The following is a 16,127-nucleotide window of genomic DNA, read 5'->3' on the forward strand; positions in this document are numbered from 1 at the left end:
ATTCTCAATCTGCGTTTTTCGCGTGCAGCAATGCGCGCGCGTTGGCCGCCATGGCGTCAGCGCCGATGCCGCAGGTTTGATACAGGCGCAGGCGGCCTTGCGGGTCATACATGTAGCTGGCGGCGGTGTGATCGAGCGTGTAGCTGTTTTCAATGGGGCCGGGCGTCTGGCGGTAAAAAATCTTGAACTCGCGCGCCAGCGCGGCCAGCTCCTGGGGGCTGCGCGGGGTCAGGGCGATGAAGCTTTCGTCAAAGCTGGTCACGTAGGCTTTGAGCACTTCGGGCGTGTCGCGCGCGGGGTCCAGCGTGATGAAGATGCCTTGCAGCCGGCCGGCTTCGGCGCCCAGTTTCTGGCGCGCCTGCCCGCCCTGCAAGGCCGCTGTGTGCTGTTGATTGATGACGTGATGACCGCCACCGAGGCCCTGTTGCGGGCGGACGCCGTGTATATGTCAGCACCGCCGTATTGGCCCGCGCACGCCGCCGCTTTGAGAGCTTGTTCTCAATCAGCTCAGAAGCCTGACCGTGCGCCGAACGCAAGCGATCTTCAAGCGACAGTGACCTCGTAGTCCTTGCTCTATCTTCTCGATTGACTCAGCCAGGCAGAGGTACTCTCCACAATCCAGCACTTGGGCAGCGTCTTAAAACTATGCCGTTCACTGCGCTTGATCACCTGCGTGTTCCAGCCAGACTTTTAAACCCTCGCCAACAAAGGAAATGGCCTCGAGAACGTTTGCGAGGCCAGGCCCGGAAACCGCGCCAACACTGGGGAAGCGGGCAAAAAAATCCCAACCGAGAAGATTGGGGATTTTTGGGTATTGGTGGCGGATGGTTGACTAGGTGCCGACTGGCCTCCCGAGCTTGTGAGCACTGGTGCGGGTTGCTGCGGGGAGCTGCAAACAACATCACATGCCGCGTCTTCGGGAATACTCGCGTAGTCGCAAGTACCGAGCATCTTGCGCAAGGTTTGGCGCGGCCTGAACGATTTGATCCAGGCATTGCCCCAACTCCCGAGGCCCCCACTGCTGATCGACAATCACGGCATTCAGCAGGCCCAGTGCATCCGCTGGATATTGGCTACACAAACCTGATTCGTGCAGCAGATGTACGACATAGTGCGGGTGTTCGATCGGTTGCAGCCAGTCCTGCACTGCAGCCAAAGCAGTCGGGAATTCACCTCGGGCGGCAATCACCATACGAGTCAAAGACTCGGCGATTCGTCGGGTCGCCAAGTCGCGGGATTTTGGCCAGATCTGTTGCCAGAACGGTTGGGCGCGGTTTTTCCAATAGTCCTCGCGCTGATCAGCAGCGCCTTCCAGTGCCTGGGAGAGCGCCTGTGCCGATTCCTCCAACCCTTCTTGTGGAAGCGCGCCAATTGCAGATCGAAATTCCTCTACGGAGTATCCCTCGGTGGGGCCCAATGCTGCGTAGGTGAGGAAGGTCGCGAATTGCTGGCGGTGCTCGCCAAGATCGGCATAGTGCTTTGCACTGTCCAGAAACTGTGACCTGAACGCTGTCAGCAATGGCTGGTACAAGCGCGGCGACCAGAGAAAGCCTTCCCACACGGCCTTGGCTTCAACGCGATTGCTCCAGCCGAACAACGGCAGCAGGTGCTGTTCGGTCCAAGGGCGATCCACACGGAAAAATGCGATCAGTCGAGAACCCATCAGCACCCGAGCGTGGCGGAATCGATCTACCTGCACGTCGCACAATGTCGTGAAAACCTGCTTCAATTTAGCAGGAAGCAGATCGTTGTCGTTCGGGTTCTGCTTGAACCACAAGTTGATCAGTGCCTGTGTGGCGTGTCCGATGGGGTGATTGATTGCAGAGCCGACAGGGTCGTAGGTTTCGACGCCATTGCGGATGATCCGAGAACCTGAGCCTGCTTCTAGCGGCAAGGCCAGCACACGGTGACACAAACTCAGCAGGATATCCTCGTGACGGTTGATAGCCTTGGAGGCCGCCTCCATCCACCAAGTCACGGCGTGATCAATCTCCTGAAGTACGGCCTCGGGCATAGTCTGCACCAGCGGCGCAGCGTATCGCCAAGAGCGCGATACCATGCCTTCTTCAGCCCAGGCCTGCAGAGCCTCGCGCCATCGTCCAGCGGGCCACACACCATCTTGTGCGAGATCACATAACGCGGACAGGCTGTGAAAGAAGCGCGTGCGGCAAACGTCACGCCACGTATCTTCGTAGAAAGGCCGCCGCTCGGGCATCGGCTTGATGAGCCATTGCACCAGCTCCTGCCGTTTGCGGGGAGCAATGTCGACATCCCGGCTGTCCTCGTAATCCGGATCACCGGTGCCGCTCATCCAGTGTGAGAACTCGTCACGCTCGTTGGTTGCCAACTGCCATTGCGGGTAGGCAGTAGATATTTCCGCCAAGCGTGCCGCCGCAGACGCACCCAAAACGAGGCCCGATGTGTTGAGTTTGGCCAGATGCAGCCAGACGGAGCGGGCCACCAAGTCTTGCCAACGTTCTGCTGCCAAGTCGTCCCGGTACATCTCGCGCGGAGGGCCTGCCAAAATGGCCCACTCCAGGCTTTGCTGTGTGACTCCTGCCAAATGTTGACCCTGCAGGACCAACAGCCTGAACACCTCCCGCCCCGTATCTGTAGACCACAACCACCACGCGTCGTCGGCCAGCAACCAATCCACCCACTGCTCGGGCTGGATGCAATCATCGTGGCTCGCGGCAAAGAAGGCCAGACGTTTGAAGGTGGGGTAAGGCAACTCGAACCAGTTCTGTGCGATGCGTGCCGCACGCGCACTGTCGTTGGCACGAATCGCCAGCCATGCATCGCGCAACAACTCGATCAGGCTAACCCAGTCGCGGAAACCCCGGTTCTGCCAGTGGGGCGTAATGGATGGCAGATCCCAGTGCGAGCGGTCGCTACGTTCGTCGGCTTCGCCCAACTCCCGCAATAGATCCAGTGCATCACGCAACAACTGCTGGAAATCTTCCAACAGGTACGGAAAAGCAGATTTCCATGGCTCGTCGGCAAGGTCGCGCAGAGCGGAATGCACATGATCAGCGGCCAGCGCGAGTTCCCAGTCCACCAATTGCTTGATCCGCGTGGGTTCGTCGGTGCTGCTCGAATCGTCGTCGCCCCAGCGAAACGGCTTCTTCAAGACAACCTTCACGGCAAGCAACTCCCGCAATTCCAGACGCAATGTGGCAGTCAGTCCTTCGCGCTTGAGACGACCTTGCCAGCGATATAAGTCGGGATCACGCCATGGCGATTTCACACGGCCACTGAGCAGTAGACGCCACAAGGTGCGCATCAGTGGGCCAGGAATGGCCTTGGGTGCATGCAAGCGGATTTCATCGAGCTCGGATGTTTTTCCCTCGCGCTCCAGTGAAGCAAATCGATCCAGCTCGTGTTCGATCAGCCACGGCCAACGGTCGTACAGCTGCCCACCGCGTTCTGCAATCCAGATGACCAGTCTGGGGTCATCCAGGTGGCGCACCAGCCATCGGGCCAAATGGAACATCACGTCATCCCACTGACTGCCAGTGATGCCGCCGGAGGCGAGCAGCATCGATGGGGCCCGGTCATAGGGCGCAGGCCGGCGAATCAGGCTGAATCGAAGTTTGGTGTCGACTTCTATGTGAGGCGGCACTCCGAATCGAGCCAGATCGCTGTACAGAAAACGTTCGTCCGAGAAAGCTTCCAGCAGCCAGTCCAGTGACGGAACGGGATTGAAGTCGGCGAAGCGTTTTGCCGGTAAGCCTGATTTATCAGACAGAGCCCAAAGCATTCGCCCGACGAAATCGTCCTGCTGCGTGCTCTCCTGTGGGCGCGTCAGGGCGTGCTTAACAACGATGGCTTCTTTGCCCTGCACACCGTCACGGTAGGTCTCTGCCCAAGCGTGCAGGGTCTGGTGCAGCGCGGAATGGTCATAGCTGCCAATCGGCACGTTGTAGAGAATGGGCGTGACACCCTTCGCTTCCCATTCGATGGTTTTTCGGTGCTCCTGCCCCGGTTCACAATCACCCAGTGCCCAGGCTTGCGGCGTGACTTCTCCCAGCATCCGATCTGCTGCCAGCGCATCCATCATGTAGCGCAGCACCGGGTCGTTGATGCTGTAGCCCACAAAACAGACCACGTAGTTGCGGAACAACTCGCTCACAAAGCGGGCCGCCCAGCGCTCGGTCAGATACGCCAAGCCGAAATCACCACTGGTGACCACCAGCCGATTCAGGGCGGTGTCGTCGGCCTTTTCCGGCAGCAAGCCGTGCAGATAGACCAGCCCATTCCAGCGGCTGTTTTTCGGAATCGGCAGCATCGGGGCAGCGTGGGCTTGGAACGCTTGGCTCGTGCGTTTGGCTGCCACATGAAAGATGCGGTCGAAGTTGGTGGTGACCAGCCGTAGCGCGCCCTCGCGGTTGCGCGCCAGCCTAAGCAACGCCGCCTGCGTATCGGTGGCACCCTTGCGACGGAGCTTTGGTTTCAGCGCTTGCGCCAGTTTGCTTCGGACAGCCAGTCGCTGCCCTGGCAGGCGCCGCTCTAGCAGATCGAGCGTGGCATCGAACTGTCCGCGCTCGAAGGCGTCACGCTCAATATCGTTGAGTGATGTGCCATTCAGCTTGTAAATCTGTTCCACCAGCCCCTTGAAACCCGGCAAACCGGCAGGGTAGGAAATGCCTGCCCCACAGAAAAACACCACGCGGCCTTCCTCGTGCGCCTGCAAGAGCGCATCGGGGATGTCGGGGCCGTCGGTAACGAACTGCACTCACTGGCTCCCGGCAAACACCCGCTCCAGCGTCGCGGGCAACAGTGCGGCATTGGCTTCGCGGATGGCGGTGTGCTTGGCCTTGAGGGCGGCGATTTCGGCTTGCAGGCGGTCGAAGGTTTGCTGTACCGCCAGCGAGGGCATGGGCACTTCGATGGCCATCAACTTATCGAGCCCAAGCGTGCGGTTGCGGCCAGCACCTCCGGGCGATGCGTCGCCAATCTTGAGCAGCCCCTCGTCGGTCAAGAAGTAATAGCGCAAAAATTCAGCTGTCGTCAGTTCGGTATTAGCGTGGCAGGTGATGAAGCGGTGGGAGCCGAAGCGGCCCGCGTCTTCTGGCTTTGCGATGGCGATGGCACCTTCCCAGGCGAATACGTTGGAGAACAACAGATCGCCCGGTTCTATGCGGTACAGGCGCTTGGTACCTACCTCACTGCCAGAAAGCGGCGGCTTGTGGAAGGTGCCCTTGCCGAACGAGCGGATGCCGAGTTCCGGATAGCTGCCTTCCAGGTCGATGGACTGTTCACGTCGCACCAGTGGTGCCACCTCCGCCATCGGCCGCAGCGGTGCGTCGGCGACGGCATCGCGGAACCGCAGCGCCAGCAGATGTTCGGCGTCGCGCTCGACGGCATCCAGATGCGCCTCAACCTGCCGGGTTTTTTCGGCTAGCGCGTCGAGGCGGGCAACGATGGCTTGCTGTTCGGCCAACGGTGGAAGCGCGATTTGCTGATCGAGGAACCGTTCTTCCTTGATGCGCACGCGGTTGGTGGTGCCTTCACTGGCAGCCTTGCACAGTTCAACGAAGGGAGACGAGCGCACCAACCAGCCTATGAATGCCACGCTGCACTCGTCTGGGGCACGAAAATCGAATGAGGGAAAGTCGTTGCTGACGATGGCACCGTCAAGTTCCGGAGGCACCAAGCCAATCGCGCCATTGCGCGCATCGATCTTGGACAGGATCAGTTGGTTGGCGCGAACGACACGGCGCACCGAAACGACGTCGTTGCCACAAACCTTGCCCCGACTGACGACTCCTTTGCCCCAAAGCTTGATCGTCACCTCGTGGTACTCAGACTCCGGGTCGAGTACCGCAGTCTCGTCGGAGCGCCGCAGCAACTCGCCCAGGGGAACTTTGGGCCACGCCTTCATTCGTCGCCCTCAACGCTGACCAGGGCCTCGATCTCACCCAGCAGCCGCATCACCTCGACCTCGTGGCTGCGCATCGCGGCGATCAGGTCTTTCGGATCGGCATGTTCCAGCCCGGCCTTGGCATTCGGGTTCTTGAGGTCCAGGTTGTAAATGGGCCAGTACAGCGCATCGCCTTCGGCCTGCGCCGACTTAGCAGCCTGTTCGTGGGCCTGTTGCTCGCTCTTGAGCGCCTTCAGACGGTCTTGCAGCTCGGCCTTCTGGCCATTGCCAGCAGCCTGAAGTGCCTGCTCCAACTCTCGAATAGGCTTGCCCAACGCGATGGCGGCATTGCGTTCGCTTTCCGCCCGTTGCCAGTGCGGCGTGGCGGCCTCGACGGCGGCGGCACGTTTGGCCGCGAAATCCACCTGCCAGGCCTGCGGGCCTTCTTCGCGGGCGTTCCACCACGCCAAGGCGGGGGCAAATTCCTCAAATTGCAAGGGCGCGGTCTTGCTGTACTTCTTCCGCCCTGCGGGCAACGGCAGTTCGTAGTACCAGATGGTGTCGGTGGGGCCGCCGCGCTCGAAAAACAGCAGGTTGGCTGGGATATCGGTGTAAGGCGCGAACACGCCTTGCGGCAGACGCACGATGGTGTGGAGCTTGAACTCCTTGAGCATTTCCTCCTTGATGACGGCGCTGATGCCGTCGCCAAACAGGGTGCCATTGGGCACGACCACGGCGGCGCGGCCACCGCGATCAGCCGGTTTGCCGCCCGGCACGGGCGCACCCGCTACCCGCAGCTTGCGCATGATGTACTGCAGGAACAGCAGCGCGGTTTCCGCCGTTTGCATATTGGGCGGGAAGTTGGCCTTGATGCCGGTCTCTTCCTCGCCGCCGAAGGGCGGGTTGGTGAGGATGACGTCCACCCGTTCGCTGTGGCCGATCTCATTGACCCGACGCTCGAGCGTGTTGCCATAGGCAATCTGCGGGGCTTCCAGGCCGTGCAGCAACAGATTCATCTGCACCAGCATGTAGGGCAGCGGCTTGGCCTCCTGACCGAACAGGGTGTTCTGCTGCAGCACCCGGCGTTGGTCGGGCGTGCTGACCTGCGGTGCAATGTGGTCGTAGGCCTCGACCAGAAAGCCTCCGGTGCCGCAGGCTGGGTCGAGCACCGTCTCACCCAGGCGCGGGTCGGTGACCTGCACCATGAAGCGCACGACCGACCGCGGCGTGTAGAACTCGCCGGAATCGCCAGCGGCATCGCGCATTTCGCGCAGCATCGACTCGTACAGGTGCGAGAGGGTGTGGATTTCCTCGCTGGCGCTGAAGTGAATGCCGTTGATCTTGTTGATGATGTCCCGCAGCAGATAGCCGCTGACCATGCGGTTCTGCACGCCCTTGAACACGTTGGCGATGACTTCGCGCTGGCTCCCCTTTTCTCCGTCTCCAGCCAGGCCACGCAAGTAGGCAAACAGGCCCTTGCCGACCGTGCCATCGACACGGATGGCCGCTTCCTGGCTAATGAACGCCAGTAACTCGTCACCGGTGATACCGTCATCACGGGCGGCCCAGTCGCGCCACCGATAAGGCGATTCGATGATGGGCTGGTAGCGCTTTCCGTCGAGTTCGGCTTCTTCCTCATGGACCGCTTCAAGGTCGTCGAGGAACTTGAGGAACATCACCCAGGTGAGCAAGGGCAGACGATCCACATCGCCATTTAGGCCCTTGTCCTTGCGCAGGATCTTACGGGCGCTGCCGATCAGGGCCGACAGGTTTTCACGGGTGGTGAGCGGTGCCTTGGCTTTGCGTGGCGCGCGGGTCTTTTTCTCACCCGACGCTATTGCCTTCGTGGCAGATTTGGCCATTGGATGCGGTTCTCGTTATTGGTATAGCGCGGTCTGCAGCCGGGAGACAGCGTCCTTCATACCGCGCACACCGCCGAAGTGACGGGTGGCGATCTCGGAAGGACTGCCGTAGCGGTCGAAGGGCTGGACCTTCATCAGCTCGGACAGCGCATTGAATTGCAGGATGCCGCGCTCGATGTAACGGTCGAGCAGCAGCGTGAGGATTTCGCGGGCTGTGTCACCGTGCTGGGCGAAAAGGTCTTGCGTCTTGCGCTTGGCGGCTTCGGCACGCTGGCGGCGGGTCAGCAGTGGGGCATTCCAGGCCAGATGGCACAGCAGGTCAAACAGATCTGCGTCAGGCTGCTCACTGCTGCTGGCCAGCTCCGCGAAGCTGATGCCGCGCTCGGTCAGCTCGCGCAGCACTTCAGAACGTGTATCGGGGTTGGCCCAGGCCGATTGCAGTGCCTCGCGCGTAGGATAAAGCGTCCGCACAGCGCGGCCTGAATAGTCGGTGTACTTCACCACCTGCAGCTTTTTGCCATCGGTGTCGAGGTCATAGACTAAATGGCCGATGACTTCGACTTCGCCGCCGTCAATGTAGAACTTTCGGGGCTCGACAGGTGGCTCGGTGATGATGATGCCGGTGTCTGTTCCGATCTGCTCCTCGGGAAGCTCGTACTCCAGCGGCATATCTACCTGCGGCGCTTCAACCTCAGCCTCAGTGATGCCCATCTGTTCCCCGGTTTCATCAATGATCACTTCTTCGATCCGCGCTGGATCACCATCGAAGTCCGGATCGGCAAAGTGGCTGGTGGCCGTGCCGGTGAAGTCGATGATGTTGAAGTATTCCTTGCCGTAATCGACCTTGAGTCGCGTGCCGCGACCGACGATCTGCTTGAACTCGGATCGGGAGCCCACGACACGCGCCAGCACCACGTTTTTGACCATCTCGGCATCAACGCCTGTGGTCAGAAGTTGAGACGTAGTCAGGATGACGGGCGTGGGCTTGTCCACGTCCTGAAAGTGGGACAGATGGGTGAGGCCAATAGCGCCTTCATCGGCCGTAACACGGCAGACGTAATCGGGGTACTGCTTGACGAGGTCGCTGTTCAGATTGAGCAACTCCTGGCGCATCTCGGCAGCGTGTTCCTGATCGACACAGAAAATCAGGGTCTTGGCAAAGCGGTCGGTACCTTTGAGCAGGTCGGTCAGATGCCTCGCCATCGCCCTTGTGCGGGAACGAAGGGCCACGACTCGCTCGAAATCCTTGGTCTGGTACTCGTCGTCAGGCACTTCGCGGCCATAACGGTCCAACTCATCCTTGCTCGGCCGCCAGCCTGCGGCATCAACCGTGGTGATGACGCGGTGTACGCGGTACGGGGCTAGGAAACCGTCTTCGATGCCTTGGCGCAGGCTGTAGGTGTAGACCGGGTTGCCGAAGTATTCGTAGCTGTCGCGAGACTCTTCGCGCAGCGGCGTGGCCGTCATGCCGAACTGGACTGCGGGCTCGAAGTAGTCGAGCACCGCGCGCCAGGCACTTTCGTCACGACTGGAGCCCCGATGACATTCATCGATGATGATGAGATCGAAAAAGTCGGGACGGTACTGCCGGAACACATCGGCGCTGGCGGTGGTCAGCGCCTGGTAGATGCCGAAATACATATCCCGGCTTTGGCTGGTGTCGCCGCCAGCGATCTTGTGCCGAGCGTCGCCAAAGGGTGCGAACATCTTGGCCATCGGGTCGTCCACCAGGATGTTGCGATCAGCCAGAAACAGGATCTTGGGGCGGCGGTACTCCCCAGTCCGGTTCCAGCGGCTGTTCCACAACTTCCAGCAGATCTGGAAAGCGACGCAGGTCTTGCCGGTGCCAGTGGCCAGGGTGGCCAGGATGCGTTTCTGCCCGAGCAAGATCGCTTCGATCACCCGATTGATGGCGATCTGCTGGTAATAGCGCGGCACCTTGCCAGAGATCAGGTTGAACGGCTCCAGCACATGCGCAGCGGCGTCTTGGGGCAGATGGGTGGCGGCTGAAAGGCGGGTAAACAGTTCATCAGGCGTGGCATAGCGATCCACCTCGCGCTCGGTGCCGGTGGTGTAGTCGATCTCGATGATGCGGTGGCCATTGGTCGCGTACGCGAACTTGAGACCGAGAATCTCAGCGTACTCGCGAGCCTGCTGCACACCGGTTTCAGCGGGGAGACCAATCTCCTTGGCCTCCACCACAGCCAGGGGATAGTCACGCCGGTGGTACAGCAAGTAGTCGGCCCGCTTCTGTTTGCCGCGCCGCACCTTGCCCCCGGCCACGATGATGCGACCGTTGGTAAAAGTGCGCTGCTCGCCAATGGCGTGTGGAGCAGTGCCCCAGCCAGCCTCGACCAATCGGGGCGTGACGAATTCGCGGCAGGTGTCTGCTTCGGTGATCACGCCATCTCGCATTGCCTCCCCCTTCATATTCGCCCCTCAATCAATCAGAATCTTGAAACTAGTCGCCAGCGCCATCGGCTCGATTTCGCGTACGTTCTTCTTCAGTGCCACCAAGCCATAGCTTTCCATCATCCGCAACGTGCGCGACAGATTCGGTACCTGGCGCCCGGTGAGTTCCGCCAACTCAGTCAACGACTTGGGCCGCTTGTCACGGATGAGACGCAGCAGAGTTTGGTTATCCTCCGACAGCACCGCAGCCATGGTGGCCATCGACGGAAACCAGACCGTCGGGACATCTTTTTGAGCAACTGCCCCCTGCGATTCGCCAGGGCGACGAATACCGACAACACAGCGCTTCATATCGGATGTCCTGATCGGCATGGCATAAGACCTCCATCTTATCAATGTGGCACAACTGCAGCCAGATTTTGATGAACAAAAGCTTGGCTTCTTGATCGTTCAGCGCGTGAATGGTGGCGTCATCAATCAACTCGGAGCCCCGCCATGACCAGCCAGACCGACGCCCTCGACACCTACCTCGCCCGCGCCGCAGCCATCCACAACAAGTTGACCCGGCTGCGGCAACTGGCCGACGACCACTTCGGCCACGACCCAGAGGCCATTCACTGGGGGCACGTTGGTGACCTCGGGCGGGTGGATCAGGCGCTGGACAACCTGCTGGCGATCTTCGACGGCCAGGCCAAGTGAGGGAGGCCATGATGGAGACCCTGCTCAAACTCTCCCCAGCGCAAAGCCTGCTACTGCGCACTGCCGCCCGCCGTCCTGATGGGCGAGTCATCCCGCCTGACACACTGCGCGGCGGCGCACGGGTCAAGGTGCTGACCTCACTGCTGCAGCGCGGGTGGATCGAGCCTGCCGACGACGGCCACGTGCTGACCGACGCGGGTTATGTGGCCATCGGCCTACAACGGTCCACACCACCAGATGGCGTCCAGCCGATGGACACCATCGGTGATCTCCAACTTCTGGAGGGCATCCCGATCCGCCCCGGCACCAAACTCGCCGCACTGGTGATGGCGCTGCGCCGCCCACAGGGCGCGACCAGCCTGCAACTGATGCTGACCACTGGCTGGCAGCCCCACACCGTGCGTGGGGCAATTTCCGGGATGCTGCGCAAGAAGCTCGGCCTGAAAGTAATCCTGGCGCACAACGACGCTGGTGAACGGGTATATCGCATCAACATTTCGGCAGCGGTCTGACGCATCGGACGCAGTCTGACGAAACTTTCCGTGAGGCGCGCACGCACGCGTATAGAGAAGTTACGTAGAACTGTGTCTGCTGCGTCAGACTGCGCGCGAGCGCCACGAGCAATCTGCCTTGCGTACCCTTGAAACCTCAAGCCTGACAAGGCATTACAGCCGATTCGGCACTGGCGCGGGGCGGTTCTGCGTACCCTCAGCGTTTTGGCTGTGTTCGGCGCACCGTCGGCAGCAAACCCGCGCCAGTACTGGCTTTTCCACGATCACCATTCAGGCCTCTGGCAAGAGGCGACGTTTTGCTGATTTTTCGCCTGGGAACTGGCGTAACCCTTCGTCGCCATTGACTTTTCAAGGGGCGACAGATCTGCTGATGGTCTCGCGGCCGATTTCCCTCAATCTGGTGGCAAATCGTCTGTAAACCCGCGCCAGTATTGAGTTTTCTATCCTGGCCGTTTTTCGTTTGGCCTGGGTGCAAACCTGCGAACCGGGTACGCACCAAGGTTCGCACATTCCGCGTTGCCACTATCCCGCACAGGCCCGCAGTGACTGGGCTTTAGGCACGCTTGCCCTCACTGCCAGGAGCGAACCGCAAACCCTGCAAACCTTGTTTTCTGGTCGGACGGTGGCGAAATGCTGCGCTCGCGCCCCCCCGTATTGGAATATCGCCAGGAAGGACCCCTTTCGCCTGGGGCATGTATGCGTGCGCGGGCCATAACAATCGGCGATGACCATCACCATCGTCACAACCATCACAGGCACGGGCCCGATGTGACGGTGGTGATGGTTATGATGGTCGCCCCCTTATTGTTGACACCGCCGGAAACGCAGATATGCCCTGGCGATCCGACCGTCACACGGCGTCAGGCTCCTGCATCCACGCCGGGATATCCCGCTGTCCGTTCAGCACGCGCCAGACATCGATATGGTCCGGACGCTCAACGTAGAACACGAGGTGTGGGTAGCGCGTCAGCGGCCAGGCGCGCAGGCCCGGCAGGTTGAGCTCATGGGCGTAGCGTGGAGATCCGGTGGCCGGGTGGCGACCGATGTGCCCGTAAGCCTTTTCCTGCGCATCGACGAAGCCCATTGCCACGGCTTCGCCCGCCTCACTCAGGTAGTAGGCGACGGCCTCGTCCACATCCCGGTTGGCCTGCTCACGCGGGATGACTGGCTTGGCCTTCACGCCTTGGTAGCGGGCTTGCCGGCCTTGCGCAGCCGATCACGCAGACCTTCGAAGTAGCTGGCGTCGGCGGGAGCTGCAGGAGCCGAAGCAGCTCCAGCCAGCAGCAGGTTGCGCAGTTGCAGGCGGTCTTGATCCTTGCGGATCAACTCGCGCACGTACTCGCTGCTCGTGCCATAGCCACGCTGGCTGACCTGTTCGTCCACGAAGGACTTCAGGGAGTCGGGGAGAGAGATGTTCATCGTGCTCATGGCGCAAGTGTGGGTTCTTTGGCAAAATTTGGCAAGATGGACGGCGCATGATGTCTTCATCCTTGCAACCAGCCACCGCGATTCCATCCTCCACCGGAGACCTGCCCTCAATGAATTGGCCCAACCACCCCTGCGATCCGTACTGGGACGAAGCCGACTGGCTGCCGCCCTGGTACATCCTGGATCGTTGGTGCCAGAGGGACGAAGCCTGTATCCAGGCCAAGCAGCAGGCCCTGCTGTCTGCCTGCGAACGGGACGAGGTCCAGTACCGGCGCAGCGATGGCAAAACCTACGACGATCCGGTTCATGAACTGTCCAGCCGGGGCAAGCTGCTGATTCACCGCCAGAGCTTCAACCAATGGTGCACGGCGCTGGAGGGCAAAACCCCTTTGGCTGGTGGCCTGCCGCCAGCGCCTGTCGCGCCAATGCCCAGTTGGGCGCATCCCGATCACACCCGGTCCGCGCCACCGGCAGCGGTGACCACGCCACCAACGGCACCGGCCCGTATCGATACTGCTGCGCCTGAAACCCTGGCGGCGGACCCGATCAGCGTCTCGGATGCGCCGTCCCCTGTCGAGGCGCGCCTGACGCTGGTGGAGTTGCGCAAACGGGGAGTGACCGCCGACGAAATCATCCGTGCCTTTCGCGTCAAGGTAGATGCGCAGCAGAACCAAAAGTGGTGGACGGAGCGGTTTACCAATCCCACCCGTTACAAAAAAATCCTCAGTGCCCGAGTGCAAAAGGGCCAGGCCAGTCGTGGCGGACAGCACTTCCCGTCCTGGTGGGACCCGTTCCTGATTGCCAGTTGGCTCATCGCAGAGCGGCATATGCCCCGCGATCGCGTGGTGCGCATCTTGCAGCAGTCCTTTCCAGACTTCGCGGTCAACGACCACCTCCTGTAGGCCGGCAGCCAGCTCAAAAACTTGTCCCCCACCCGCATACGGTAGGGCTTGGCTGAAACCGCCCCGACCGCAGTTGATCTCGTAAGTCCTTATCGCACAGAGACTTGCCAACCGTAGCTTTTGCTGCGGTTGGGGTTGTCTTGCGAACCTTCGGCGCATTCCATTGCGTTCCCGGAGGTACCGATGCATTCCCGCCACAGCCAGCCCTGTCTAACCGTGCTGCGCCGCCCCCAAGTCGAAAGCCGGACGGGGCTTTCGCGCAGTTCGCTCTACGCGCTGATCGCCAGCGGCCAGTTTCCTGCGCCGATCCGCCTCACAGCCAACACCGTGGGCTGGCTTGAGCACGATATTGAGGGCTGGATCGCGCAGCGCGCCATCTCGTCGGGCGTCAAGGGGCTGTGACGATGGGGACTGTCTTTGCCACGACGCTGCGAACATTCGCACGCCTCGCACCGCCTCGCGTGGCTGCAAACCCAGCATCTATCGAGGGATTCGCAAGATTCGCAGGATTCGCACTGCGCATCCCCGAAATCGCGAATTCGGGGGCTTGCTGATGCGCGGCGTTCCCAGCCAACGCATACCTCGCCCAGACTGGGCCATGGGCGAAGCCCCCATGCCCCTAACGCGCGAGTTGCCACCGGCGTCCATTTTTCCCCATGAAGCCCTCGGCACCATCGGCAGCGGCGTCGTGACGCTGATGCATCAGGTCATCCAGGCCCCGGTCGCGCTCGTTGGGCAAACCATCCTGGCGGCCATGAACCAGGCCAGCCAACCGTATGCCAATGTCTGCATCGATGGGCGGGTGTCGCCGCTGTCTGAGTACTTCCTGACCCTGGGAGAGTCTGGCGAGCGCAAATCGGCAGCCGATGGCTGGGCACTGGCGGGTGTGCGTCAGCAGCAAAAACAGCTGATGGCGCAGTACGAGCAGGACCGTGATGTCTTCGAAAAAGCCCTAGAGGTGTACGAGACCACGAGCAAGCGCATCCTGGCCGACAAGAAACTCAGCCCCGAAGCCAAGCAAGCCCAATTGCAGGCACTCACCAAGCCCCAGGCGCCGGTGATGCCCTTGCTCATCGTCTCCGAACCCAGTTCGGAGGCCATTCAGCGGCAGCTCATCATCGGTGAACCTTCCATTGGCCTGGTCAACGACGAGGGCGGGCAATTCCTCGGTGGGTTTGCGATGTCCGCCGAAAAACGCCTGGGCACCTTGACCACCCTGTCGCGCCTATGGGATCGCGGTGAATTTGACCGAGTGCGGGTGGGTGATGGGTCGGGGAGCTACTACGGCCGCCGTCTGTGCCTGCACCTGATGGTGCAACCGGCGGTCGCGGCCAGCCTGCTGGCGGACCCGCTGGCCCGGGAGCAAGGCTTCCTCGCCCGCTGTCTGGTGAGCCACCCCACATCCACGGCGGGAACACGCACCTATGTGGAAACTGACCTCAGCACCGCACCGGCGTACCAGGCTTACAACGCCCGCCTGAGTGAACTGCTGGCTGGCCAGTGGCCGAAGGCCAACGATCATGAACTCGATCCTCCCAACTTGTTCCTGAGTCCGCAGGCCAAACGGACCTGGATTGCCATCTACAACGATCTGGAAGCGGGTCTGGCACCCGAGGGCCCTTTCGTGAGCGTCCGGGCGCTGGCCTCCAAAGCCCCAGAACACATTGCCCGACTGGCCGGCACCTTTGCCGTCTTTGAGGGGGATGACGAAGTCCACGAGGAGCAAGTCGATCGTGCTCTGCGCTTGATGCTGCATTACCTCGACGAGGCCCAACGGCTGTGGGGCGCAGGTCAGATCAAGCCCGAGTTGCGCTTGGCCCAAGAGCTGCTGCAGTGGTGGCGCACCAAGGTGGGCACCGGCCGTGTCATCACGCTCACCGACGTCTATCGCAATGGTCCCAGTGCCATTCGCAGTGCCGCAGTGGCACGCAGTGTGGTGTGCATCCTTCTGGACCACGGCTGGCTGATCACCGGCGCTCATCCCAAGTCCAAGGAAGCCTTTGAACTGATGGAGGCCCGATGAAAAAACGCATTTGGTCATCCCCCCGTGCGAATTCTGCGAATCCCGCGAAAACCCGCGCCTGCAGTGGCTTTGCGCACATGCGAAGCCTTGCGAGTCGTGCGAATCCTGAATGTTCGACGCCACGCCGCCCGGCGTCACCCACTCCTCAGTGGGCGGCACTCGATATGGAGCTCACCGTGAGTACTACCAACCTGCATCCCTTGCATCCGATCTGGGCCAAAGCACTCGGCCTTCCAACGCCGTCACCGTCAGTGTTGCCGCCCAAGCCAGCAAACGCCTCGGTCACGGCATCTCAAGCGACAGACGGCTGGCAAGTCATCGCTGCCGTCAATCCACGTCCCGGCGCACCGGTCGGTATCAAAAAGCAGGTCGGTCCACACCTATGGATCAGCACGACCGTACGTCCCGGTGACCCGCGCTACCCAT

The 16,127-nt window shown here is 61.2% G+C and carries 13 protein-coding genes; 5 read left to right on the top strand and 8 right to left on the bottom strand.

From position 1 onward, the window contains the following. Nucleotides 1-4: 4 nt before the first annotated feature. The 6 genes from ADJ79_RS12225 to ADJ79_RS12250 form a co-directional block, all read right to left on the bottom strand. Nucleotides 5-373, bottom strand: coding sequence for an SCO family protein (locus ADJ79_RS12225; protein ID WP_050716205.1), 369 nt, complete (start codon nt 371-373; stop codon nt 5-7). A gap of 528 nt (nt 374-901) precedes the next feature. Beyond that, nucleotides 902-4,735: an anti-phage defense-associated sirtuin Dsr1 gene (gene dsr1, locus ADJ79_RS12230; protein ID WP_050716206.1), complete on the bottom strand. Its 3,834-nt coding sequence runs from the start codon at nt 4,733-4,735 to the stop codon at nt 902-904. Beyond that, the gene (locus ADJ79_RS12235) at nt 4,736-5,884 is read right to left on the bottom strand and encodes a restriction endonuclease subunit S (protein WP_050716207.1); all 1,149 of its coding nucleotides are present in this window, start codon (nt 5,882-5,884) and stop codon (nt 4,736-4,738) included. Next, nucleotides 5,881-7,725 (bottom strand): class I SAM-dependent DNA methyltransferase, encoded by a 1,845-nt coding sequence (locus tag ADJ79_RS12240; protein WP_050716208.1) that lies wholly within the window; start codon nt 7,723-7,725, stop codon nt 5,881-5,883. Before ADJ79_RS12240 ends, ADJ79_RS12235 begins: the two co-directional genes overlap by 4 nt. Nucleotides 7,726-7,740: 15 nt before the next feature. Further along, nucleotides 7,741-10,155 (bottom strand): EcoAI/FtnUII family type I restriction enzme subunit R, encoded by a 2,415-nt coding sequence (gene hsdR, locus ADJ79_RS12245; protein ID WP_050716209.1) that lies wholly within the window; start codon nt 10,153-10,155, stop codon nt 7,741-7,743. Nucleotides 10,156-10,164: 9 nt separating this feature from the next. Next, on the bottom strand, nt 10,165-10,509 hold the full coding sequence (locus ADJ79_RS12250; protein WP_253273825.1) for a transcriptional regulator: 345 nt from the start codon (nt 10,507-10,509) through the stop codon (nt 10,165-10,167). 123 nt (nt 10,510-10,632) lie between these two features. On the opposite strand from ADJ79_RS12250, the gene ADJ79_RS12255 reads away from it, so the two are divergent. Together ADJ79_RS12255 and ADJ79_RS12260 are read left to right on the top strand one after the other, a co-directional pair. After that, the gene (locus ADJ79_RS12255; protein ID WP_050716210.1) at nt 10,633-10,836 is read left to right on the top strand and encodes a hypothetical protein; all 204 of its coding nucleotides are present in this window, start codon (nt 10,633-10,635) and stop codon (nt 10,834-10,836) included. Nucleotides 10,837-10,847: 11 nt separating this feature from the next. Continuing rightward, complete coding sequence (locus ADJ79_RS12260) at nt 10,848-11,348, top strand: DUF3489 domain-containing protein (RefSeq protein WP_172674077.1); 501 nt, start codon at nt 10,848-10,850, stop codon at nt 11,346-11,348. A gap of 850 nt (nt 11,349-12,198) precedes the next feature. On the opposite strand, the gene ADJ79_RS12265 is transcribed toward ADJ79_RS12260, so the two are convergent. Both ADJ79_RS12265 and ADJ79_RS12270 read right to left on the bottom strand, forming a co-directional pair. Beyond that, nucleotides 12,199-12,528 carry a type II toxin-antitoxin system RelE/ParE family toxin gene (locus ADJ79_RS12265; RefSeq protein ID WP_050716212.1) on the bottom strand — a complete coding sequence of 110 codons (330 nt, stop codon included), beginning with the start codon at nt 12,526-12,528 and terminating at the stop codon, nt 12,199-12,201. Then, nucleotides 12,525-12,776, bottom strand: a complete 252-nt coding sequence (locus ADJ79_RS12270; protein WP_050716213.1) for a type II toxin-antitoxin system ParD family antitoxin — start codon at nt 12,774-12,776, stop codon at nt 12,525-12,527. Before ADJ79_RS12270 ends, ADJ79_RS12265 begins: the two co-directional genes overlap by 4 nt. Before the next feature lie 50 nt (nt 12,777-12,826). Between ADJ79_RS12270 and ADJ79_RS12275 the strand changes: the two genes are divergently transcribed. The 3 genes from ADJ79_RS12275 (at nt 12,827) to ADJ79_RS12285 (ending at nt 15,701) form a co-directional block, all read left to right on the top strand. Beyond that, on the top strand, nt 12,827-13,678 hold the full coding sequence (locus ADJ79_RS12275) for a hypothetical protein (protein ID WP_172674078.1): 852 nt from the start codon (nt 12,827-12,829) through the stop codon (nt 13,676-13,678). Between the two features lie 183 nt (nt 13,679-13,861). Then, a complete protein-coding gene (locus ADJ79_RS12280; protein WP_050716215.1) occupies nt 13,862-14,080 on the top strand; it encodes an AlpA family transcriptional regulator in 219 nt (72 codons plus the stop codon). 196 nt (nt 14,081-14,276) lie between these two features. Next, nucleotides 14,277-15,701, top strand: coding sequence for a YfjI family protein (locus tag ADJ79_RS12285; protein ID WP_050716216.1), 1,425 nt, complete (start codon nt 14,277-14,279; stop codon nt 15,699-15,701). The last annotated feature ends 426 nt before the right edge of the window (nt 15,702-16,127 follow it).

Source organism: Ottowia sp. oral taxon 894 (genome assembly GCF_001262075.1).
GTDB lineage: Bacteria > Pseudomonadota > Gammaproteobacteria > Burkholderiales > Burkholderiaceae_C > Ottowia > Ottowia massiliensis.

Excerpts from the sequence above, each read along its gene's own strand:
- ADJ79_RS12235 (WP_050716207.1), bottom strand. The coding sequence starts at position 5,884 with ATGAAGGCGTGGCCCAAAGTTCCCCTGGGCGAGTTGCTGCGGCGCTCC.
- ADJ79_RS12285 (WP_050716216.1), top strand. The coding sequence starts at position 14,277 with ATGGGCGAAGCCCCCATGCCCCTAACGCGCGAGTTGCCACCGGCGTCC.
- ADJ79_RS12255 (WP_050716210.1), top strand. The coding sequence starts at position 10,633 with ATGACCAGCCAGACCGACGCCCTCGACACCTACCTCGCCCGCGCCGCA.
- ADJ79_RS12240 (WP_050716208.1), bottom strand. The coding sequence starts at position 7,725 with ATGGCCAAATCTGCCACGAAGGCAATAGCGTCGGGTGAGAAAAAGACC.
- ADJ79_RS12280 (WP_050716215.1), top strand. The coding sequence starts at position 13,862 with ATGCATTCCCGCCACAGCCAGCCCTGTCTAACCGTGCTGCGCCGCCCC.
- ADJ79_RS12275 (WP_172674078.1), top strand. The coding sequence starts at position 12,827 with ATGTCTTCATCCTTGCAACCAGCCACCGCGATTCCATCCTCCACCGGA.
- hsdR (WP_050716209.1), bottom strand. The coding sequence starts at position 10,155 with ATGAAGGGGGAGGCAATGCGAGATGGCGTGATCACCGAAGCAGACACC.
- ADJ79_RS12270 (WP_050716213.1), bottom strand. The coding sequence starts at position 12,776 with ATGAGCACGATGAACATCTCTCTCCCCGACTCCCTGAAGTCCTTCGTG.
- ADJ79_RS12260 (WP_172674077.1), top strand. The coding sequence starts at position 10,848 with ATGGAGACCCTGCTCAAACTCTCCCCAGCGCAAAGCCTGCTACTGCGC.
- ADJ79_RS12250 (WP_253273825.1), bottom strand. The coding sequence starts at position 10,509 with ATGCCGATCAGGACATCCGATATGAAGCGCTGTGTTGTCGGTATTCGT.